Source organism: Paraburkholderia sp. UCT2 (assembly GCF_014397665.1).
GTDB lineage: Bacteria > Pseudomonadota > Gammaproteobacteria > Burkholderiales > Burkholderiaceae > Paraburkholderia > Paraburkholderia tuberum.
Genome location: NZ_VZQO01000032.1, coordinates 36482 through 56614 on the forward strand (window position 1 = coordinate 36482; position 20133 = coordinate 56614).

At 64.3% G+C, this 20133-nt stretch carries 18 protein-coding genes and 2 pseudogenes; 14 read left to right on the forward strand and 6 right to left on the reverse strand.

Translation table 11 applies throughout. From position 1 onward, the window contains the following. The first annotated feature begins 212 nt into the window (after positions 1-212). From F6X39_RS24130 to F6X39_RS24155, 6 genes are all read left to right on the forward strand, one after another. The gene (locus F6X39_RS24130) at positions 213-1694 is read left to right on the forward strand and encodes an NCS1 family nucleobase:cation symporter-1 (protein WP_187618414.1); all 1482 of its coding nucleotides are present in this window, start codon (positions 213-215) and stop codon (positions 1692-1694) included. A 48-nt stretch (positions 1695-1742) separates the two neighbouring features. Next, a complete protein-coding gene (locus F6X39_RS24135) occupies positions 1743-2525 on the forward strand; it encodes an aspartate/glutamate racemase family protein (protein ID WP_187618415.1) in 783 nt (260 codons plus the stop codon). A 194-nt stretch (positions 2526-2719) separates the two neighbouring features. After that, complete coding sequence (gene puuE, locus F6X39_RS24140; RefSeq protein ID WP_187618416.1) at positions 2720-3670, forward strand: allantoinase PuuE; 951 nt, start codon at positions 2720-2722, stop codon at positions 3668-3670. Further along, a complete protein-coding gene (gene uraD / locus F6X39_RS24145) occupies positions 3667-4188 on the forward strand; it encodes a 2-oxo-4-hydroxy-4-carboxy-5-ureidoimidazoline decarboxylase (RefSeq protein WP_187618417.1) in 522 nt (173 codons plus the stop codon). Before puuE ends, uraD begins: the two co-directional genes overlap by 4 nt. A 67-nt stretch (positions 4189-4255) precedes the next feature. Next, a complete protein-coding gene (alc, locus tag F6X39_RS24150) occupies positions 4256-5266 on the forward strand; it encodes an allantoicase (protein WP_187618418.1) in 1011 nt (336 codons plus the stop codon). Beyond that, positions 5263-5775, forward strand: a complete 513-nt coding sequence (locus F6X39_RS24155; protein ID WP_184066077.1) for an ureidoglycolate lyase — start codon at positions 5263-5265, stop codon at positions 5773-5775. Before alc ends, F6X39_RS24155 begins: the two co-directional genes overlap by 4 nt. A 95-nt stretch (positions 5776-5870) precedes the next feature. Here F6X39_RS24155 and F6X39_RS24160 read toward each other — a convergent pair whose 3' ends face one another. The 4 genes from F6X39_RS24160 to uraH form a co-directional block, all read right to left on the reverse strand. Beyond that, the gene (locus F6X39_RS24160; protein WP_187618419.1) at positions 5871-7217 is read right to left on the reverse strand and encodes a type II toxin-antitoxin system HipA family toxin; all 1347 of its coding nucleotides are present in this window, start codon (positions 7215-7217) and stop codon (positions 5871-5873) included. Continuing rightward, positions 7214-7480, reverse strand: coding sequence for a helix-turn-helix domain-containing protein (locus tag F6X39_RS24165; protein WP_187618420.1), 267 nt, complete (start codon positions 7478-7480; stop codon positions 7214-7216). The genes F6X39_RS24160 and F6X39_RS24165 overlap by 4 nt, the downstream gene beginning before the upstream one ends. Before the next feature lie 271 nt (positions 7481-7751). Next, entirely contained in the window at positions 7752-8945 is a 1194-nt protein-coding gene (locus tag F6X39_RS24170; RefSeq protein WP_184022672.1) for a urate hydroxylase PuuD, read from the reverse strand. Positions 8946-9114: 169 nt separating this feature from the next. Then, entirely contained in the window at positions 9115-9468 is a 354-nt protein-coding gene (gene uraH / locus F6X39_RS24175) for a hydroxyisourate hydrolase (RefSeq protein ID WP_187618421.1), read from the reverse strand. Positions 9469-9929: 461 nt separating this feature from the next. On the opposite strand from uraH, the gene F6X39_RS24180 reads away from it, so the two are divergent. Then, positions 9930-11318 carry an 8-oxoguanine deaminase gene (locus F6X39_RS24180; RefSeq protein WP_262414794.1) on the forward strand — a complete coding sequence of 463 codons (1389 nt, stop codon included), beginning with the start codon at positions 9930-9932 and terminating at the stop codon, positions 11316-11318. A 100-nt stretch (positions 11319-11418) separates the two neighbouring features. On the opposite strand, the gene F6X39_RS24185 is transcribed toward F6X39_RS24180, so the two are convergent. Then, entirely contained in the window at positions 11419-12351 is a 933-nt protein-coding gene (locus F6X39_RS24185; RefSeq protein ID WP_187618422.1) for a LysR substrate-binding domain-containing protein, read from the reverse strand. Between the two features lie 281 nt (positions 12352-12632). Here F6X39_RS24185 and F6X39_RS24190 point away from each other — a divergent pair, with 281 nt between their 5' ends. The 4 genes from F6X39_RS24190 to F6X39_RS24205 all read left to right on the forward strand — a co-directional run bounded on the left by F6X39_RS24190 (position 12633) and on the right by F6X39_RS24205 (position 17558). After that, positions 12633-14231 carry an ABC transporter ATP-binding protein gene (locus F6X39_RS24190; RefSeq protein WP_187618423.1) on the forward strand — a complete coding sequence of 533 codons (1599 nt, stop codon included), beginning with the start codon at positions 12633-12635 and terminating at the stop codon, positions 14229-14231. A gap of 93 nt (positions 14232-14324) precedes the next feature. Further along, positions 14325-15431, forward strand: a complete 1107-nt coding sequence (locus F6X39_RS24195) for an ABC transporter permease (protein ID WP_187618446.1) — start codon at positions 14325-14327, stop codon at positions 15429-15431. A 39-nt stretch (positions 15432-15470) separates the two neighbouring features. Beyond that, positions 15471-16400 carry an ABC transporter permease gene (locus tag F6X39_RS24200; protein ID WP_187618424.1) on the forward strand — a complete coding sequence of 310 codons (930 nt, stop codon included), beginning with the start codon at positions 15471-15473 and terminating at the stop codon, positions 16398-16400. A gap of 63 nt (positions 16401-16463) precedes the next feature. Next, positions 16464-17558: a BMP family ABC transporter substrate-binding protein gene (locus F6X39_RS24205; RefSeq protein ID WP_184022676.1), complete on the forward strand. Its 1095-nt coding sequence runs from the start codon at positions 16464-16466 to the stop codon at positions 17556-17558. 109 nt (positions 17559-17667) lie between these two features. On the opposite strand, the gene F6X39_RS24210 is transcribed toward F6X39_RS24205, so the two are convergent. Further along, the gene (locus tag F6X39_RS24210; RefSeq protein ID WP_018435559.1) at positions 17668-17877 is read right to left on the reverse strand and encodes a dodecin; all 210 of its coding nucleotides are present in this window, start codon (positions 17875-17877) and stop codon (positions 17668-17670) included. 297 nt (positions 17878-18174) lie between these two features. Between F6X39_RS24210 and F6X39_RS37650 the strand changes: the two are divergent. From F6X39_RS37650 to F6X39_RS24225, 3 genes and pseudogenes are all read left to right on the forward strand, one after another. Further along, positions 18175-18250 (forward strand): annotated as a pseudogene (locus F6X39_RS37650) (NAD(P)-binding domain-containing protein); the annotation flags it as partial. Between the two features lie 27 nt (positions 18251-18277). Continuing rightward, a pseudogene (locus F6X39_RS37655) lies at positions 18278-18424 on the forward strand (NAD(P)-dependent oxidoreductase); the annotation flags it as partial. A gap of 93 nt (positions 18425-18517) precedes the next feature. Further along, complete coding sequence (locus tag F6X39_RS24225) at positions 18518-20110, forward strand: ABC-F family ATPase (RefSeq protein WP_187618425.1); 1593 nt, start codon at positions 18518-18520, stop codon at positions 20108-20110. Positions 20111-20133 lie beyond the last annotated feature (23 nt).

The following is a 20133-nucleotide window of genomic DNA, read 5'->3' on the forward strand; positions in this document are numbered from 1 at the left end:
CGACGGAGCTCGGGTAGCGACGCATCGCCGGAAAGCCGCGGCGGCTGGCGATGCGACAACCACAAGTACGTCAGTACGGAGACACGCGCGGCACGGTCCGGGACCACGACGCCGACTTCTTCGGCCCACGCGGGACGAGAAGCGAGCAACTGGCATGGCCGATGCAATGTCCGTCGATGCTCTTTCGACGGTCCCTATCCAAAGGAGGAATCATGGCTCAGTTCAGTGCAGCGCCAGGCAGTCACCCCATCTCCAACTATCCGGACGGCACGGCTCAAACCGATCCGTCGATGCCGGCCGGCTACAGCGAGCGGCTCTACAACGAGGACCTCGCGCCGCTGCGCGCGCAGAACTGGAGCGCGTACAACATCTTCGCGTTCTGGATGTCGGACGTGCATAGCGTGGGTGGCTATGTATTCGCGGGGAGTCTGTTCGCGCTCGGCCTGACGAGCTGGCAGGTGCTGGTGTCGCTGCTGATCGGCATCACGCTCGTGAACGTGCTGTGCAACCTGATCGCAAAGCCGAGCCAGCTGAACGGCGTGCCGTATCCGGTCGCGTGCCGCGCGACCTTCGGCGTGCTCGGCGCGAATGTCCCCGCAGTGATCCGCGGCCTGATCGCGGTCGCGTGGTACGGCATCCAGACCTATCTCGCGTCGAGCGCGCTCGTGATCGTCGTGCTGAAGTTCATGCCGCAACTGCTGCCGTACGCGGACGTGCATCGGCATGGCCTGCTCGGTCTGTCGACGCTCGGCTGGGCGGGCTTCATGCTGCTGTGGGTACTGCAGGCGCTGGTGTTCTGGCACGGCATGGAGACCATCAAGAAGTTCATCGACTTCGCCGGGCCAGCCGTCTACGTCGTGATGTTCATTCTCGCCGGCTACATGGTGTATCGCGCGGGTTGGCGCAACATCGGCATCAACCTCGGCGGCGTCAAATATCACGGCATGGAAGTGGTACCGGTGATGATCACGGCGATCTCGCTGGTGGTGTCGTACTTCTCCGGACCGATGCTGAATTTCGGTGACTTCTCGCGCTACGGCAGGAGCTTTCGCAGCGTCAAGCGCGGCAACTTCTGGGGCCTGCCGGTCAACTTCCTCGCGTTCTCGCTCGTCACGGTGATCACGACCGCGGCCACGCTGCCGGTGTTCGGCGAACTGATCACGGACCCGGTCGAGACGGTGGGCCGCATCGACTATCCGATGGCCGTGATTCTCGGCGCGCTGACCTTCACGATCGCGACGATCGGCATCAACATCGTCGCGAACTTCGTGTCGCCGGCCTTCGACTTCTCGAACGTTGCACCGCGTCTGATCAGCTGGCGCGCGGGCGGCATGCTCGCGGCGGTCGCGTCGGTGTTCATCACGCCGTGGAACCTGTTCAACAATCCGGCCGTGATCCACTACACGCTCGACGTGCTCGGCAGCTTCATCGGGCCTTTGTACGGCGTCCTGATCGTCGACTTCTACCTCGTCAAGCGTCAGAAGATCGTGCTCGACGATCTGTACACGGTCGCGCCGAGCGGCTCGTACTGGTATCGCAACGGCGTCAACTATCGCGCGGTGGCCGCGTTGCTGCCGGCCGCGCTGATCGCGGTGATCTGCGTGATGGTGCCGGGGCTGGACGGCTGCGCGAATTTCTCGTGGTTCATCGGCGCGGGACTCGGCGCGCTGTTTTACCGGATGCTCGCACGCTGAGTTTCACGGGCTTTCGCCGCTGCAATAACGAGTCGAACAGGAGTCGCCATGCGTATCAAACTGATCAATCCGAACACGACGCGCCGCATGACCGAGGCGATGGGGCGCTGCGCGCGCGACGTCGCCGCGCCCGGCACCGAAGTGATCGCCGTCAATCCGACGATGGGGCCGCCGTCGATCGAGGGCTATTACGACGAAGCGCTCGCCACGCCCGGTCTGCTCGCCGAAGTCGCGGCCGGCGAACTGGACGGCTGCGACGGCTACGTGATCGCGTGCTTCGGCGACCCCGGTCTCTATGCGGCCCGCGAGTTGGCGCGCGGCCCGGTGATCGGCATCGCCGAGGCGGCGATGCACGCGGCGAGCGTGCTCGCGCCGGGCTTTTCGGTCGTGACGACGCTCGCGCGCACCTGCGGCATGGCCTGGCATCTGGCCGAGCGCTACGGCATGAAGCGCTTCTGCCGCAACGTGCGTGCGACCGACGTCGCCGTGCTCGATCTCGACAAGCCGGGCTCGGCGGCGCGCCGCATCATCCTCGACGAGTGCCGGCGCGCGCTCGCCGAGGACGGCTCGGACGCGATCGTGCTCGGCTGCGCGGGGATGGCCGAACTGTGCGCGGAGATCGAGGATGCGCTCGGCGCGCCGGTGATCGAAGGCGTGACGGCGGCCGTCAAATGGACCGAGGCGCTGGTGACGCTGCGTCTCGCGACGGCCAAGCGCGGCGACTACGCGCGGCCGCTCGCGAAGCGCTACGACGGCGCGCTCGCGTCGTTCAGCCCCGGTCCGCTGCGGGTAAACGCCGAGTCGGCGGACTCGCACATACACTCGCTGTAACACGCACTATCTGCCCGGCTGTATGGGCGCACCGGGGTGTTTTCGCTACACTGGGTCAACTCGGCGCTGCGGTTTCCGCAGCCGCTGAAGCCGCCTGTTGCGTGGCTACACGTGTGAACCCCGCATCGTTGCCGAGGGGTTTCGAACCGCGTTCACGCGCATTCCTGGTCCCGTCACTACGCATCCGTCAAACCATGCCACTCGACCCGAACTACCCACGCGATCTGATCGGCTACGGCCGCCACCCGGTGCATCCGAACTGGCCGGGGCGAGCGCGCGTTGCGGTGCAATTCGTCCTCAATTACGAAGAGGGCGGCGAAAACTGCGTGCTGCACGGCGATCCCGGTTCCGAGCAGTTCCTGTCGGAGATCGTGGGCGCGGCGGCGTATCCGGCGCGGCACATGAGCATGGAGTCGATCTACGAATACGGCTCGCGCGCGGGCGTGTGGCGCATCTTGCGCGAATTCGAAAGGCGCGACCTGCCGCTGACGGTGTTCGGCGTCGGCATGGCGATCGAACGGCATCCAGAAGTTGCGCGGGCGTTCGTCGAACTGGGACATGAGATCGCGTGCCACGGCTATCGCTGGATTCACTATCAGGACATGTCGCCGGAGCAGGAAGCGCAGCACATGCGCCTCGGCATGGAGGCGATCGAGCGCGTGACCGGCGTGCGGCCGCTCGGCTGGTACACCGGCCGCGACAGTCCGAATACCCATCGGCTGGTCGCCGAATATGGCGGCTTCCTGTACGACTCCGATTACTACGGCGACGACCTGCCGTTCTGGATGGACGTCGAGGTGGCGGGCGGCAAGACCGTGCCGCAACTGATCGTGCCGTACACGCTCGACACCAACGACATGCGCTTCGCCACCCCGCAAGGCTTCAACACCGCGGACCACTTCTTCACCTACCTGCGCGACGCATTCGACGTGCTGTACGAAGAGGGCGACGAAGTGCCGAAGATGCTGTCGATCGGCATGCACTGCCGGCTGCTCGGGCGGCCGGGGCGTTTTCGGGCGCTGCAGCGCTTTCTCGATCACATCGAACAGCACGATCGCGTGTGGGTGTCGCGGCGCGTCGATATCGCGCGACACTGGCACGAAACTCATCCTTACCAGCAAGACAGCCGCGAGGCCGCGGCATGAAGGCGATGCAATACACCCTGGACCAACTCAACAGGATCTCGACCGACGCGTTCGTCGCGGCGCTGTCGGGCATCTTCGAGCACTCGCCGTGGGTCGCGGAGATTGCGGCGCGGGAGCGGCCGTTCGCGAGCATCGACGAGCTGCATCGCAGGATGTCGCAGATCGTCGAAACGTCTGGCGAGGACAAGCAGCTCGCGCTGATCAACGCGCACCCGGAACTGGCCGGCAAGGCCGCGGTGCGCGGCGAGCTGACCGCCGAGTCGACGCGCGAGCAAAGCGGCGCGGGTCTCGCGCAATGCACGCAGGAAGAGTTCGACAAGCTGCATGCGCTCAATCAAGCGTATCGCGAGAAATTCGGTTTTCCGTTCGTTCTCGCGGTACGCGGCTACGACCGCCACGGCATCATCGCGAACTTCGAATCGCGCGTGAACAACAGCCGCGCCGACGAACTGCGCGCGAGCCTCGATCAGATCTATCGCATTGCACGTTTGCGGCTCGACGACCTGATCGGCGCGTGACGCGCACTGCGTCACGCAGCGAGCCGTAACGTTTTTCCCGCACCAATCGATCTCAAGGACGACAAAGATGGCACTTCCGATTCTCGACCCCAACGCACCGGAATTCACGCGCCGTTACGTGAACCTGGCGGACCCGCGTCTGGGCGCGCAGGCGCTCGAGGCCAGCGACGAATTCTTCGCGCCGAAGGACCGCATGCTGAATCCGGAACCGGCCGTCTTCATTCCGGGCAAGTACGACGACAACGGCAAGTGGATGGACGGCTGGGAAACGCGCCGCAAGCGCACGACCGGCTACGACTGGTGCATCGTCAAGCTCGCGCGGCCCGGCGTGATCAAGGGACTCGACCTCGACACGAGCCACTTCACCGGCAACTTCCCGCCGGCGGCGTCGGTGGAAGCGGCGCGCGTTGCGGATGGCGAGCCGAATCCGGCGACGCAATGGACCGAGATCGTGCCGTCGACCACGTTGCAGGGCAATAGCCACCACTACCTCGAAGTCGGCGACGCGAGCGCGTACACGCATCTGCGCGTGAACATCTATCCGGACGGCGGCATCGCGCGTCTGCGTGTTTACGGTCAGCCGCAGGTCGACTGGGCCGGCGCGAACCGCACCGAGCAGTTCGATCTCGCGGCGATGGAAAACGGCGCGTATCTGGTCGGCGCGAACAACCAGCACTTCGGCGCGGCCTCGACGCTGCTGATGCCGGGTCGCGGCGTGAATATGGGCGACGGCTGGGAAACGCGTCGTCGTCGCGAGCCGGGCAACGACTGGGCGATCATCGCGCTCGCGCAGCCGGGCGTGATCCGCAAGATCGAAGTCGACACCGCGCACTTCAAGGGCAATTATCCCGATCGCTGCTCGATCCAGGCCGCGTACGTGAAGGGCGGGACCGACAGCTCGCTCGTCACGCAGGCGATGTTCTGGCCGGTGCTGCTCGGCGAACAGAAACTGCAGATGGACAAGCAGCATTTCTTCGAGAGCGAGATCGCGGCGCTCGGTCCCGTTACGCATGTGCGCTTCAACATCTATCCGGACGGCGGCGTGTCGCGTCTGCGTCTGTGGGGTACGCTCGAATGAAAACGCTCGCCATCGAACCGCTGACGAAAGCGGCGTTCGCCGCATTCGGCGACGTGATCGAACTCGAAGGCGCGAAGCAGATTCCGATCAACCTCGGCACGACGATCCGCTATCACGACCTCGCGAAGGTCGACGTGACCGACGAGCACGGCCGCACGCTCGTCAATCTGTTTCGTGGCCAGCCGCGCACGCTGCCGTTCGAAGTGAAGATGCTCGAGCGTCATCCGCTCGGCAGCCAGGCGTTCGTGCCGCTCAACGACAAGCCGTATCTGGTCGTCGTCGCGCCCGCGGGCGAACTCGACACGAAGAAGATCCGCGCGTTCGTCACCACTGGCTGGCAGGGCGTCAACTACGCGAAAGGCGTGTGGCACCATCCGCTGATCGCATTGGGCGAGACGAGCGACTTTATCGTCGTCGATCGTGGCGGCGAGGGGCTCAATCTGAACGAGCAGGATCTGGCGGAGTCGCTGTGGCTCACGGAAGATGCGCTGAGCGCGGTGGCGGTTTGATGGCGATGCGGCTGCCGGGTCGCCGGCAGCGTTGTGGTTCGAAGAACAGGCCCGCGACGTGCGTTACGTCGTGGGCTTTTTTGCATGGATGGCGATCACTTGCGCTTGCCAAGCAGCGGCGAATGCCCGATGACTTCCCTTGACCGTTCGGGCGGCTCCGGCGCCGAAAATCCCGCTGCTTCGATGGCCGGCTTGAGCCCCCTGAATTGCAGGCTTTTCTTCGGCGAGCGCAGCGATGTCATGCCGTCGTCCCATGCATGCAGCATCTGCTTGGCGACCGCACGCCACTGCGGTTCGTTGCGCGCTGCTTCGATCAACTCGTGGCCGACCTCGACAGCGGAGTCGCACAGCGCTTCAACCATCTGCGCATATTGCCGCGGGGCAATGCCCATGCGCGTGTTGAAAAATCGTTCCAGCGTTTTACCCGCTGCCCAGGTTTTGCGGCCGTCAACAGGCAGCCCGGGCGGATTGGCTGCGAAGCGCGGATAAGCCTGGGTCGTCACGACATCGTAGACGGGCGTGAACGCGACATCGTCGACCGAGGTATAGAACAGTGCGACGTTCTTGGTGTGGCAGTCCGCATTGCGCACGATGTAGTTCGTCAGCAAATGCCAGCCGAGCTGCTGGAGTTGCATCCGCATGGTGTCGCGATCGAGCAGATACGCTCTTGCCGCGTTGAGCATTTTCTCGCTCGTCGAATTGTATTTTTCGTGCGGCGGCAAGCCGAGCAGACCGCACAAGTCTTCGACGCCATACGCCGGCAGTCCCTGCGCGTCGACATCGAAGCGCTCGACGACGAGCGCCCTGCCATCGTCCGACATCCGCGTGCGCGCGACGTGCGCCACCCCCAGCCGCTCCAGCACCCGCATCGAATGGAACTCGTTGAAACCGAGAAAGGGCGTGTTGTCGTCCGAACCTTTGACGATGTGACGGCTCGTTCGAATCGTCGGCTTACCGAGCTGCACCGGTGTCGATGCGGCAGACTGCGCCTCCGGTGCGATGAACTTCGGCACGACGCCCGAAATGGCCGCTCGCGCGTATTCACGTACGAGTTGCGCGAAATGGTCGGCGGTGTTGTCGCCATGCAGGATGTGTTGGACGTCGAGCGCCTGGAGTTCGGTGCCCGGCGCCACGCCTTCGGGCGTCACGGTGACCCGGCCGATCCCCATCGAGCCCACGACGGCGAGCAGTGACAGGTCGGTTCCGTCGAGCAAGGGCCCGAATTGCTCGCGGATCAGATTCAGCAGATAGCCTTCGGGCAGGTTCTGCCGGAAAAACGGATGCAGGTCGCGTGGCCAGCGCCAAGGCTCTTCGCGCACGGGCATCGTCAGGCTGACGAAGTCGGCCGCGCTCGCATCACCGTGATATTTGAGGACATAGTCGTCGCGCTCGCGAAACAGCGTGGCAACGTTCTTGCCTAGCACCTGAACGTCGAGCTTCATGGCTGCGCGTCCGGGCTGCGCTGTTCAGCGAGGATGTCTTCCAGCGTGCGGCCATGTCCATGCGCGACGAACTTGAGGTCGTAACCGGCAGCCTCGAGCAGGCGCACGAGCACGGACACGCTCATATCGTTCCTGGCGAGCGTTTCCATCCGCGCGACGGTCGTGCGGGCCACGCCCGCGCGGCGCCCAAGTTCTTCCTGCGATAGTTTGCTGTCCCGTCGCACGGCTTTCAGCATGTCCGAGACATCGGCGAGGTTGGTCATTTGTAGCCTCAGGGCGTCAAATTCAACGTATTTGACATTTATTGTAGCCCAATAGACACAACAAGGTTATTCGCATTTGTGTCTCTAGGGCTACATTTTATGCATCTTTGGCGATTTTTGTAGCCCAAGGGCGACAAATTACCGATTATCGATCTCGCTGACCGCGCACGTCACCTTCCCAAACAACAACGGGCTTGCCGCTCTCGCGACAAGCCCGCTTCGCACTCCAGCCTCTGCCTCGGCACCGGCTCCGTGATCCGGACAGACGTCCTTACTTCGCCGCGCCGCCTTCGAACCACGCGGCGATCTTCATCCGCTCGTCGTCGGTCATATGCGTGACGTTGCCGAGCGGCATCGCCTTCAACGTGACCGCCTGCTGGTAAATGCGCTGCGCGTTTTGCGAAATTTCGTCGGGCGTATCCATCAGCACGCCGGCGGGCGCGCTGCCCATCATCGTCGGATGCGCGGAGTGGCAGGCCACGCAGCGCTGCTGCAGCACCGGCGCGATGTCGGCGACCTTCAGCGTCGGCGCGTTGGCGGCCTGCGCCTGCGGCACCACCGGACGCGGCATGGTCCACACGAGTGCCGTGCACATCAGCGCGACGCCGACGATCGGTAGATACCACAACACCTGGCCGCGATGGCGCATCACGAAGAACTGACGGATCAGCGCGCCGGCCAGCATGATGACGACGAGCACCGCCCAGTTGTACGGATGCGTGTAGGTCATCGCGTAGTGGTTCGACAGCATCGCGAACACGACCGGCAGCGTGAAATACGTGTTGTGCACCGAGCGCTGCTTGCCGCGCTTACCGTAGATCGGGTTCGGCGTGTCGCCCTTCAGCATCGCGTCGACCATCTTGCGCTGGCCCGGAATGATCACGAAGAACACGTTGGCCGACATGATCGTCGCGAGCATCGCGCCCATGATCAGATACGCTGCGCGGCCCGCGAAGATATGGCAGGCGAGATACGCCGCGATCAGCACATAAACGCCGACGCAGATGCCGAGAAGTTTGTCGCGTGTGCCGAGAATGCGGCACAGCGAGTCGTAGACGATCCAGCCGGCCGCGAGGAAGCCGATCGCCGAGGCGACGGCGACCACCGGCCCCATGTCGAGCACGTTCCTGTCGATCAGGTAGGTGCTCGGCGAGAACAGATACAGCACGGTAAAGAGACCGAAGCCCGACAGCCACGTCGTGTACGACGGCCATTTCGACCAGTGCAGGTCTTCGGGCATTTCGGGCGGCGCGACCGTGTACTTCTGCATGTTGTAGAAGCCGCCGCCGTGCACGTGCCACAGCTCGCCGAACACGCCGCGACGGCGCTGGTTCGGATCGGTCGGCGGCTTCAGGCTGTTGTCGAGCGCGACGAAATAAAACGATTCGCCGATCCATGCAATGGCGGCGATGACGTGGAACCAGCGAATCGCGAGGTTCAACCAGTCGGTGATAAAGCCTTCCATGAAACTCCTCCACTTCTGATTCGTTGCGTGCGCGATGACGTTCGACGTCGTCGGTCATCGCGCCGACTGCGGATAGAAGACGCAGCGCGGGTTGTTATGGGTATCGCGGGGCGTTGTGCCTGTCCGGGTCTGTTCGTGCCGGTTCGGACGCGGCTCGCATCCAGCAGGGCTAGCTGCCCCGATACGTGCTGTACGAAAACGGCGATACCAGCAGCGGCACGTGATAGTGCGCGTCGGCATCGGCGACGCCGAAGCGCAGCACGACGCGATCGACGAAGCGTGGTTCCGGCACCTTCGTGCCGAGCGACGCGAAGTAGTCGCCCGCGCCGAACACGAGTTCGTACTCGCCCGCGACGAGCGCGTCGCCTTCGAGCAGCGGCTCGTCGCAGCGGCCGTCGTGATTGGTGACAGTGGTTTTGAGCGCGCGGCGCGAGTCGCCCGCGAGCGCGAACAGTTCGACCTTGATGCCTGCGCCGGGACGGCCGTTCGCGGTGTCGAGCACGTGGGTAGTGAGCTTGCCCATTCGCAATTGTCCTTGTGTGAATGCGAGGTGTCGGCGGCGGCCCGATCCATTACGTTTGCGGCGGATCGAGGCTCCACGTCAGTGGCTACATACCCGTCGGCGAATCGAAGCGAGCGCCGTGGCAGCCATTGTAGAAAGGATGCTCTGTCCCGAGCGCGAGCGATAGGAAAGATAATAGTTCGCGCATGATGGACAGCCAGACGAAAGCCGCGCCGGCTCATCGGCCGATCGTACCGGCGCCAAAAATGCACCACTATATTGGCGGTGTGAAGTTGGGTATCGCAACCGCGCGGGTTGTCAGCGGGATTTTGGCTACCGAAGGTAAGCGCTGTGCGGCGCGACACACCCGTGCAAAGGCAGGCCTTTGGCACGGACAACCCCGAAGACGGCGACTCACGCTGGGTAACTGGGCCAATCGTGTTCGAACGGCTTTGCATGCAGGCAATCAGGCGGACAGACGAATGACGATGAATGAAGCACTGAAACAACCCGGTAAAACGATGCTCGTGAAGCACGCGGACGTGCTGGTCACGATGGATGACGAGCGGCGCGAACTGCGCGACGCCGGGCTGTATATCGAGGACAACCGGATCGTCGCGGTCGGACCGACCGCGCAACTGCCGCAAACGGCCGACCAGGTACTCGACCTGCACGGCCATCTCGTGATTCCGGGCCTCGTCAACACGCATCACCACATGTACCAGAGCCTCACGCGCGCGATTCCCGCCGCGCAGAACGCCGAGCTGTTCGGCTGGCTCACGAACCTGTACAAGGTGTGGGCGAACCTCACGCCTGACATGATCGAAGTATCGACGCTGACCGCGATGGCCGAGTTGCTGCTGTCGGGCTGCACGACGTCGAGCGACCATTTGTATATCTATCCGAACGGCAGCCGTCTCGACGACAGCATCGCGGCCGCGCGCCGAATCGGCATGCGCTTTCATGCGGCGCGCGGCAGCATGAGCGTGGGACGCAAGGACGGCGGCCTGCCGCCCGATTCGGTGGTCGAGCGCGAAGCGGACATCATGAAGGACACGCAGCGTCTGATCGAGACGTATCACGACGATGGGCGCTACTCCATGCTGCGCGTCGTCGTGGCGCCGTGCTCGCCGTTTTCGGTGAGCCGCGACCTGATGCGCGAATCGGCGGCGCTCGCGCGCCAGTACGGCGTGTCGCTGCATACGCATCTGGCGGAGAACCTCAACGACGTCGAGTACAGCCGCGAGAAGTTCGGCATGACGCCGGCCGAGTATGCGCACGATCTCGGCTGGGTCGGCCATGACGTATGGCATGCGCACTGCGTGCAACTCGACGACGCGGGCATCGCGCTGTTCGCGCGCACCGGCACCGGCGTCGCGCACTGTCCGTGCTCGAACATGCGGCTCGCGTCGGGCATCGCGCCGGTCAAGCGCATGCGGCTCGCGGGCGTGCCGGTCGGGCTCGGCGTCGACGGCTCGGCGTCGAACGACGGTGCGCAGATGGTCGCCGAAGTGCGCCAGGCGCTGTTGCTGCAGCGCGTCGGTTTTGGGCCCGATGCGATGACCGCGCGCGAGGCGCTCGAAATCGCGACCCTGGGTGGTGCGCGCGTGCTCAATCGCGACGACATCGGCGCGCTCGCGCCCGGCATGGCCGCGGATTTCGTCGCGTTCGATCTGCGTGAGCCGCATTTTGCCGGCGCGCTGCACGATCCGGTGGCGGCTCTGGTATTCTGCGCGCCGTCGCAGGTCAGCCATAGCGTGATCGACGGCAAGGTGGTGGTGAACAATGGGCAGTTGGCGACGCTCGAACTCGGGCCGGTGATCGAGCGGCATAACGCGCTCGCGCGGCAGCTTTACGAGGCGGCCGCTTGAGCTCGAGCGGAACGGGCGGCACTCGCGCCGCGCCGCGCGCAAGCCGCGAGTCGCTGATCCGTGAGCGGCGGCGCCAGGGCGATCGGCGCCGCATGCGGCGTCAGGGCTTGTCGATCAACGTCCGGGTCGCCTCGCCAACCACGCCGCGCAGCCAGCGCACTTCGTCGGAGTAATGCACGCGCTCGTGCCACAGCTGGTAGTACTGCATCGGCGGAAAGTCGAGTGGCGCGGCCACCACGGTCAGCGGCAGGAACTTCGCGTAGTAGTCGGCAAAGAGGCGCGTCGTCGTGAAGATCAGATCGGATTTGATCAGCACGTACGGCGCGAGATTGAAGTAGGGCAACGTGACGACCACATGGCGCTTGAGCCGCTCGCGCGCGAGATGCACGTCGATCGCGCCGCGCTGGCCGACCGAATACGGCGTCGGCGCGAGATGTGGCGCGTTCAGGTACTGGTCGAGCGTGAGGCCGCCGCGTTTGGCGAACGGATGCGTGTTGCTCATCAGGCACACGATCTGATCGACGAACAGGTTCGACAGATGCAACTGCTCGGGCGGCTCCGGCCAGTTGCCGACCACGATGTCGAGCTTGCCGTCCTCGAGCGCGAGTTCGTAGTCGAACGCGGGGCCGAGCGAATGGAATTCGAGCGTCGCGTTCGGTGCGGCCTTGCGGAAACGTTCTACGACCGTCGGCACGAACAGCACGTTCAGGTAGTCGGGACAGCCGATCCGGTAGCAGCGGATCGACGTGGCCGGATCGAAGTTGTGCTGCTGGAACTTGATGCGCTCGATTTCGCGCAGCGCGTTCTGCACCGGTTCGAGCAGGCGCAGACCGTACTCGGTCGGCACCATGCCGGACTTGCCGCGCACCAGCAGCGGGTCGCCGGTGATGTCGCGCAGACGGCGCAGCGCCGCGCTGATGGCGGGTTGGGACTGGTTCAGTTTGACGGCGGCGCGGGTGACGCTGCGCTCCATCAGTAGCGTGTGCAACACGCGCAGCAGGTACGTGTCGATCGCCTCGCGTTGCTGGCTCATGGATTCTCCGAATATATGTGCAGGCTGATCGAACGAACGTGGGGGTATATGCGTTTTAATATGGACGAAAAACGGCGTCAAGGGCGACATACCCGCAGAGCTTGTAGCGGCGGGGGTTTGCGGGAATTTTGTCAACTCGACTGAGTGGGGCGAATTAGGTATTGTCATCCGGTTGTGGTGACGGATCGCCCGCCGGCGGGGCGGACCGATAGTCCGCAATCCGGCGGCAATCCGGCGGCAAGCAGGCGGCAAGCAGCGTCACGAACGCACTACGGAATCTCATGAGCGACACTCCACTTAGCGACGGCGCGCAACTCACCGGCCAGGCGGTGCCTCGGCTCGCGCTGACGGGCATCACGAAGCAGTACCCGGCCGTGCGCGCCAACGACGACGTCACGCTCGTCGTCGCGCCCGGCGAAATCCACGCGGTGCTCGGCGAGAACGGCGCGGGCAAGAGCACGCTGATGAAGATCATCTACGGCGCCGTGCGACCCGACGCCGGCGAGATCCGTTGGGAAGGCGAGACGGTCGACATCGCGAGTCCGGCGGCCGCCCGCAAGCTCGGCGTCGGCATGGTGTTCCAGCACTTCTCGCTGTTCGAGACGCTGACGGTCGGCGAAAACATCGCGCTCGCGCTCGACGAACCGTTCGATCTGAAGACGTTGGCCAAACGCATTCGCGAGGTGTCGGCCGACTACGGGCTCGACATCGATCCGCAGCGGCATGTCCACAGCCTCACCGTCGGCGAGCGGCAGCGTGTCGAAATCGTGCGCTGCCTGCTGCAGAATCCGCGTCTGTTGATCATGGACGAACCGACCTCGGTGCTGACGCCGCAGGCGGTCCGCAAGCTCTTCACGACGCTGCGCCGGCTCGCGGCCGAGGGCTGCAGCATCCTCTACATCAGCCACAAGCTCGACGAAATCCAGGAGTTGTGCGACACCGCGACGGTGATGCGCGGCGGTCGCGTGACCGGCCATGTGACGCCGAAGAACGAGACGCATGCATCGCTCGCGCAGTTGATGGTCGGCCACTCGCTGCCGGACTACACGCGGCGCGAGCACAAGCCGGGCGCGGTGCTGCTCGACGTTAGGCAGTTGTCGGTCGCGAGCGACGATCCGTTCGGCACCTCGTTGCGCGACGTGTCGTTCAGCGTGCATGCGGGCGAGATCTTCGGCATTGCCGGTGTGTCGGGCAACGGGCAGGCGGAACTGCTCGCGGCGTTGTCCGGAGAGAAGCGCGCTGAAAAACGCAGCCTGCCGGCCGACGCGATCACGATCTGCGGCAAACCGGCCGCGCGCTTCGGCGCGGGCGGGCGGCGCGCGCTCGGCTTCGGCTTCGTGCCCGAAGAGCGGCTCGGCCGCGGCGCGGTGCCGGCGATGAGCCTCGCCGACAACGCGCTGCTCACCGCGCATCGGCAGAGCATGGTCAACTCGGGCTGGATCAAAACGGGTGTGATGCGCGCATTCGCGAAGCGCTGCATCGACGCGTTCGACGTGCGATGCGGCGGCCCCGACGCGCTCGCGCAAAGTCTGTCGGGCGGCAATCTGCAGAAATACATCATGGGCCGCGAAATTTTGCAGGCGCCGAAGGTGCTCGTGGTCGCGCAGCCGACGTGGGGCGTCGATGTCGGCGCGTCGGGGTTCATCCGTCAGCAACTGCTCGATCTGTCGGCGCGCGGCGTTGCGATTCTGGTGATCTCGGAGGAACTGGAAGAGCTGTTCGATATCTGCGATCGCATCGCGGTGCTCGCGGGCGGGCGGCTTTCGCCGGTGCGCGCGACCGGTGCGACCAACGCCGAGGAAATCGGCCGCTGGATGGCGGGGCTGTTCGGCGACCGCGAGGGCGCGGCGCCCGCGGCGGATCAGCCGGCGCATGCATGAGGCGAGGCGTTGCCCGCCGGCCACGCCAACACGCTAACCACGCACGCGAATGCGGACCCTGAAGAACAGAACCCGAACAAATACACGCTACCCATGATGCTTCCCTATCGACTCGAAGCCCGCACGTTGCCGTCGCGCACGATGCAGCTCGCCGTGCCGCTGATCGCCGCGTTGCTGACGCTCGCGATCGGCTTCCTGATCTTCGGCCTCGTCGGCCGCGACCCGTTGCAGGCGATGCACGGGTTTTTCATCGAGCCGCTGTCGAGCATCAACGGCTGGTCGGAGCTGCTGCTGAAGGCGTCGCCGCTGTGCCTGATCGGCCTCGGTCTCGCGATCGGCTATCGCGCGAACGTGTGGAACATCGGCGCCGAAGGGCAGATGCTGCTCGGCGGCATCGCGGCGAGCGGCGTCGCGATCTATTTCGATCAGGCGAGCGGCTGGTGGATCCTGCCGACCATGATGGCGGCCGGCATCCTCGGCGGCATGGCGTGGGCCGCGATTCCCGCGTTTCTGAAGAGCCGCTTCAATACCAACGAGATTCTCGTGAGCCTGATGCTCACGTACGTCGCGACGCAACTGCTGATCTATCTCGTGAGCGGCCCGTGGCGCGATCCGCAGGGCATGAACTTCCCGCTGTCGGAGATGTTCAGCGGCGACGCGCTGTTTCCGACGCTGTATGGCGACTGGCACTGGAAATTTCTGCGTGGCACGCGCCTGAACGCGTCCGTGTTCCTCACGCTGATCGCGATTCCGCTCGTCTGGCTGTTCATGCGCAAGAGCTTCGCGGGCTACCGGATGAACGTCGGCGGACTTGCGCCGCTCGCCGCGCGTTACGCCGGTTTCTCCGACAAGAAGACGATCTGGACGTCGCTGCTGATTAGCGGCGGCCTCGCGGGCCTCGCCGGTATGGGCGAAATTGCCGGTCCGATCGGCCAGTTGCAGGCGACGTGGTCGCCGGGCTACGGCTTCACCGCGATCATCGTCGTGTTCGTCGGCAGGCTGCATCCGCTCGGCATCGTGCTCGCCAGTCTGCTGATGGCGTTGCTGTATCTCGGCGGCGAAGCGGTGCAGACCTCGATGCAATTGCCGCAGGCGCTCTCGGGCGTGTTCCAGGGGCTGCTGCTGTTCTGCCTGCTCGGCGCCGACCTGTTCGTGAACTACCGCGTGCGGCGCCGCTCGGCCGCAGCAGTGGCTCGTTAAGTTTGCCAATCAGCTCGCTAATCCGCTTTCAGACTCGATATGGATATCCAGCAAGCCAGCGCGCTCACGTCGAGCGCGATCACCGCGTCGATCCCATTGATGTTCGCGGGCGCCGGCGAACTCGTCGCCGAAAAATCGGGCGTACTCAACCTTGGCGTGGAAGGGATGATGCTGATGGGCGCCGTCAGCGGCTACGCGGTCACGTCGATCACCGGCAGCCCGTGGCTCGGCGTGCTCGCCGCGATCGGCGCCGGTCTCGCGATGTCGCTGCTGTTCGCGTTCCTCACGCTGACGATGCTCGCCAACCAGGTCGCGACCGGCCTGTCGCTGACGATCTTCGGCATCGGGCTGTCCGCGTACGTCGGCAAGCCGTACACGTCGGCGGCGGTGCGCGCGACGATCGATACGTGGACGATCCCCGGCTTGTCGAGCATCCCGGTGCTCGGCCCCGCGCTGTTTACCCTCACGCCGCTCGATTACCTCGCGTTCCTGATGTTCGCCGCGATCGGCTGGTTCCTCTATCGCACACGTGCGGGACTGGTGCTGCGCTCGGTCGGCGAATCGCCGCAGGTCGCGCATTCGGTCGGCTTTCCGGTGGTCGGCGTGCGCTATGGGGCGGTCGCGTTCGGCGGCGGCATGGCGGGGCTCGCGGGCGGCTACTATTCGATCGTCAATCTGCACCTGTGGCAGGAGAACCTGACCTCGGGCCGCGGCTGGATCGCGCTCGCGCTCGTGGTGTTCGCGACGTGGCGCCCTGGGCGACTGCTGATCGGCTCGCTGCTGTTCGGCGCGGTGACGGGGCTGCAGTTCTACGCGCAGGCGATCGGTGTGCCGGTGCCGACGCAGTTCCTCGCGATGCTGCCGTACGTTGCGACGATCGTCGTGCTCGCGCTGATCTCGCGCAATCCGAACACGATTCGCCTGAATGCACCCGCGTCGCTTGGCAAGCCGTTTTTCTCGGCGGGCTGACGGCGACACAGGTTCTTTGTCGATCCGCTCAAACTATTCGCTCATTACGACAGGGGAAAAAACATGAAGAGAAGAAATCTGCTGACCGCTTTCGCTTGGGGTGCGGCGTCGCTGGCACTTGCGGCGCCGCTCGCGCAAACCGCGCAGGCCGCCGACGTGCCGGGCGTCGCGTTCGTCTATCTCGGCAATCCGGGCGATGCCGGCTGGACCTTCGCGCACGATCAGGGCTCGCGGGAAGCCGAAGCGAAGTTCGGCAACAGGATCAAGATCACGCGCGTCGAGAACGTGCCCGAATCGGCCGACTCCGAGCGCGTGTTCCGCGATCTCGCGAACAAGGGCAACAAGATCATCTTCGGCACGAGCTTCGGCTTCCAGGACTTCCAGCTCAAGGTCGCCAAGGACTTCCCGGACACCATCTTCCTGCACGCGACCGGCTACAAGAAGGCGCCGAACTTCGGCACCTACGACGTGCGCATGTACCAGGGCGCGTACCTGGCCGGCGTCGCCGCGGGCTACGTGACGAAGAGCAACACGCTCGGCTTCGTCGCGTCGGTGCCGATTCCGGAAGTGGTGCGCAACATCAACGCGTTCACGCTCGGCGCGCGCTCGGTGAATCCGAAGGTGCATACGAAGGTGATCTGGATCAACAGCTGGTTCGATCCGGGCAAGGAAAAGCAGGCCGCCGAAACGCTGATCGGCCAGGGCGCCGACGTGCTGCTGCAGAACACCGATTCGAGCGCGACGCTCGCGACCGCGTCGGAGAAGCACGTGCACGCGTTCGGCTGGGATTCGGACATGAAGAAGTTCGGTCCTGATGCGCATCTCGGCTCGGTCGTCGCGCACTGGGGCGTGTACTACAGCGCGGTGATCCAGCAGGTGCTCGACGGCAAGTGGAAGAACGATCCGGTGTGGTGGGGCATTCCGCAGAAGGCTGTCAACCTCGAGGACCTGAACACGTCGGCGATTCCGGCCGATGGGCAGAAGCAGGTTGCCGCGAAGCGCGACGAACTCGCGAGCGGCAAGCGCGACGTGTTCACGGGCCCGATCAAGGATCAGTCGGGCACGGTGAAGGTGCCTGAAGGCAAGACGCTGACCGATCCGGAACTGCAGCGCCTGAACTGGTACGTGGAGGGTGTCGACGGGTCGCTGCCGAAGTAAATCGGGCGGTCCGTTGTTGAAAAAAAGCTGCGTCCAGCCCCGCCTGGACGCAGCTTTTCTGTTTGCGGCTTGCGCGTGGCAACGGGCAAGCGTGTCGTGCGGTCGCCGCTCAGTCCTCGATGCGCAGGCCGACCTTCAACGTTACCTGCCAGTACGCGACCTTGCCGTTCTCGATCTGGCCGCGCGTTTCCGTGACCTCGAACCAGTGCAGATTGCGCAGCGTTTCCGACGCTTTGGCAATCGCGGTGGTGATCGCGTCGTCGATCGATTTCTTCGACGAACCGGTCAGTTCGATCTTCTTGTAAACGTGTTCTGACATGAGTTCCTCCTTGGTGTGCGCCGCTGGTCAGTAAAACGCTGCTCGGAAACGTGCATGGAAAAAAGTATAGGCAACGGTTCGCGCAGTCCGACGGACAGATGCGTCCTCGCCAGCGCAATCGCCTGCGCGGCGGACCAGACGTCGCCGCTCGAACCATCGATACTGCACATCGCATGCCCGGTATCGCGCGACTTGAGCGCCTGGCGCGGTCGCTATCATCCGTACGCAACATAAGCCATTCAATCTGATAACCGACGAGGTTCGAACGCGGAAACTGGTTTTTGCGGCCCCGGCCTGATGGGCGCGCCGATGATCCGGCACCTGCCGCGCGCGGGTCATAGCGTGCATGTGTGGAACCGCACGCGCGCGGTCGAGCAGATCGTGTTCGGCGCGGCGGGGGAGCGCCTACGAGACCGGCACGCCGATGCCGGTCGCGTCGACGGTCCAGCAATTGCTGCGACTGGGTGCGGCAATGCGGCTCGCCGACGCGGATTTTTCGGCCTTTATCGACATTCTGCAGACGCCGCGCAGCGGCTCGAGCGGGTGACGCGGGCCGCGCCGGAACAACTGTCCGGTTGAAATCTCCAAACCTGCTAAAATATTAGGTTTTTCGCCGATATCACATTCAAAGGGACGCGCTGTGCTGTCTACTGCCAATATCACCATGCAATTCGGGCCGAAGCCCCTCTTCGAGAACATTTCGGTCAAATTTGGGGGAGGGAATCGCTATGGCCTGATCGGTGCGAACGGCTGCGGTAAATCCACCTTCATGAAGATTCTCGGTTCGGATCTCGAGCCCAGCTCGGGCAACGTGATGCTCGAGCCGAACGTGCGTCTGGGCAAGCTGCGCCAGGACCAGTTCGCGTACGAAGACGTGCGCGTGCTCGACGTCGTGATGATGGGCCACGCCGAAATGTGGGCCGCGATGACCGAGCGCGACGCGATCTACGCGAACCCCGACGCGACCGACGACGACTACATGCACGCGGCCGAACTCGAAGCGAAGTTCGCCGAGTACGACGGCTACACGGCCGAAGCGCGCGCGGGCGAGCTGCTGCTCGGCATCGGCATCGCGATCGAAGACCACAACGGCCCGATGAGCAACGTGGCGCCCGGCTGGAAGCTGCGCGTGCTGCTCGCGCAGGCGCTGTTCTCGAAGCCGGACGTGCTGCTGCTGGATGAGCCGACCAACAACCTCGACATCAACTCGATCCGTTGGCTGGAAGATGTTCTCAACCAGTACAACTCGACGATGATCATCATCTCGCACGACCGGCACTTCCTGAATCAGGTCTGCACCCACATGGCCGACATGGACTATGGCACGCTGAAGGTCTACCCGGGCAACTACGACGACTACATGCTCGCCAGCACGCAAGCGCGCGAGCGTCAGCAGGCCGCCAACGCGAAGGCGAAGGAGCGCGTGGCCGATCTGCAGGACTTCGTGCGCCGCTTCTCGGCGAACAAGTCGAAGGCGCGCCAGGCCACCAGCCGTCTGAAGATGATCGACAAGATCAAGATCGAGGAATTCAAGCCGTCGTCGCGGCAGAACCCGTTCATCCGCTTCGAGTTCGAGAAGAAGCTGCACAACATCGCGGTGGTCGCCGACAGCATCTCCAAGAAATACGAGCGCTCGATCTTCGATAACTTCAGCATCAGCGTGCAGCCGGGCGAACGCATCGCGATCATCGGCGAGAACGGCGCGGGCAAGACCACGCTGCTGCGCTCGTTGCTCGGCAATCTGCAACTCGACCACGGCACGGTGAAGTGGGCGGAAAACGCCAACGTCGGCTACATGCCGCAAGACACGTACGAAGAGTTTCCGGACGACGTCACGCTGATGGACTGGATCGACCAGTACCGCAAGGAAGGCGACGACGAGCAGATGGTGCGCGGCACGCTCGGCCGGCTGCTGTTCAATGCGGACGACATTCGCAAGTCGGTCAAGGTGCTGTCCGGCGGCGAGAAGGGCCGCATGATCTGGGGCAAGCTGATGCTGGGCCGCCACAACGTGCTGCTGATGGACGAGCCGACCAACCACATGGATATGGAGTCGATCGAGTCGCTGCAGATCGCGCTCGACAAGTTCGACGGCACGCTGATTTTCGTGTCGCACGACCGCGAGTTCGTGAGCGGCCTCGCGAACCGGATCATCGAAGTGAAGACCAACGGCACGCTGAACGACTTCGGTGGCAACTATGAGGACTTCCTGACGAGTCAGGGCGTGCAATAAGCGCTTCGGTTCACGCTGATCGA

Coding starts and splice junctions, on each gene's coding strand:
- F6X39_RS24135 (WP_187618415.1), top strand. CDS start 1,743: ATGCGTATCAAACTGATCAATCCGAACACGACGCGCCGCATGACCGAG.
- F6X39_RS24160 (WP_187618419.1), bottom strand. CDS start 7,217: ATGAAGCTCGACGTTCAGGTGCTAGGCAAGAACGTTGCCACGCTGTTT.
- F6X39_RS24195 (WP_187618446.1), top strand. CDS start 14,325: ATGATGCTTCCCTATCGACTCGAAGCCCGCACGTTGCCGTCGCGCACG.
- F6X39_RS24180 (WP_262414794.1), top strand. CDS start 9,930: ATGACGATGAATGAAGCACTGAAACAACCCGGTAAAACGATGCTCGTG.
- puuE (WP_187618416.1), top strand. CDS start 2,720: ATGCCACTCGACCCGAACTACCCACGCGATCTGATCGGCTACGGCCGC.
- F6X39_RS24185 (WP_187618422.1), bottom strand. CDS start 12,351: ATGAGCCAGCAACGCGAGGCGATCGACACGTACCTGCTGCGCGTGTTG.
- F6X39_RS24170 (WP_184022672.1), bottom strand. CDS start 8,945: ATGGAAGGCTTTATCACCGACTGGTTGAACCTCGCGATTCGCTGGTTC.
- F6X39_RS24165 (WP_187618420.1), bottom strand. CDS start 7,480: ATGACCAACCTCGCCGATGTCTCGGACATGCTGAAAGCCGTGCGACGG.
- F6X39_RS24130 (WP_187618414.1), top strand. CDS start 213: ATGGCTCAGTTCAGTGCAGCGCCAGGCAGTCACCCCATCTCCAACTAT.
- F6X39_RS24210 (WP_018435559.1), bottom strand. CDS start 17,877: ATGTCAGAACACGTTTACAAGAAGATCGAACTGACCGGTTCGTCGAAG.
- F6X39_RS24205 (WP_184022676.1), top strand. CDS start 16,464: ATGAAGAGAAGAAATCTGCTGACCGCTTTCGCTTGGGGTGCGGCGTCG.
- uraH (WP_187618421.1), bottom strand. CDS start 9,468: ATGGGCAAGCTCACTACCCACGTGCTCGACACCGCGAACGGCCGTCCC.
- uraD (WP_187618417.1), top strand. CDS start 3,667: ATGAAGGCGATGCAATACACCCTGGACCAACTCAACAGGATCTCGACC.
- F6X39_RS24155 (WP_184066077.1), top strand. CDS start 5,263: ATGAAAACGCTCGCCATCGAACCGCTGACGAAAGCGGCGTTCGCCGCA.
- F6X39_RS24190 (WP_187618423.1), top strand. CDS start 12,633: ATGAGCGACACTCCACTTAGCGACGGCGCGCAACTCACCGGCCAGGCG.
- F6X39_RS24200 (WP_187618424.1), top strand. CDS start 15,471: ATGGATATCCAGCAAGCCAGCGCGCTCACGTCGAGCGCGATCACCGCG.
- alc (WP_187618418.1), top strand. CDS start 4,256: ATGGCACTTCCGATTCTCGACCCCAACGCACCGGAATTCACGCGCCGT.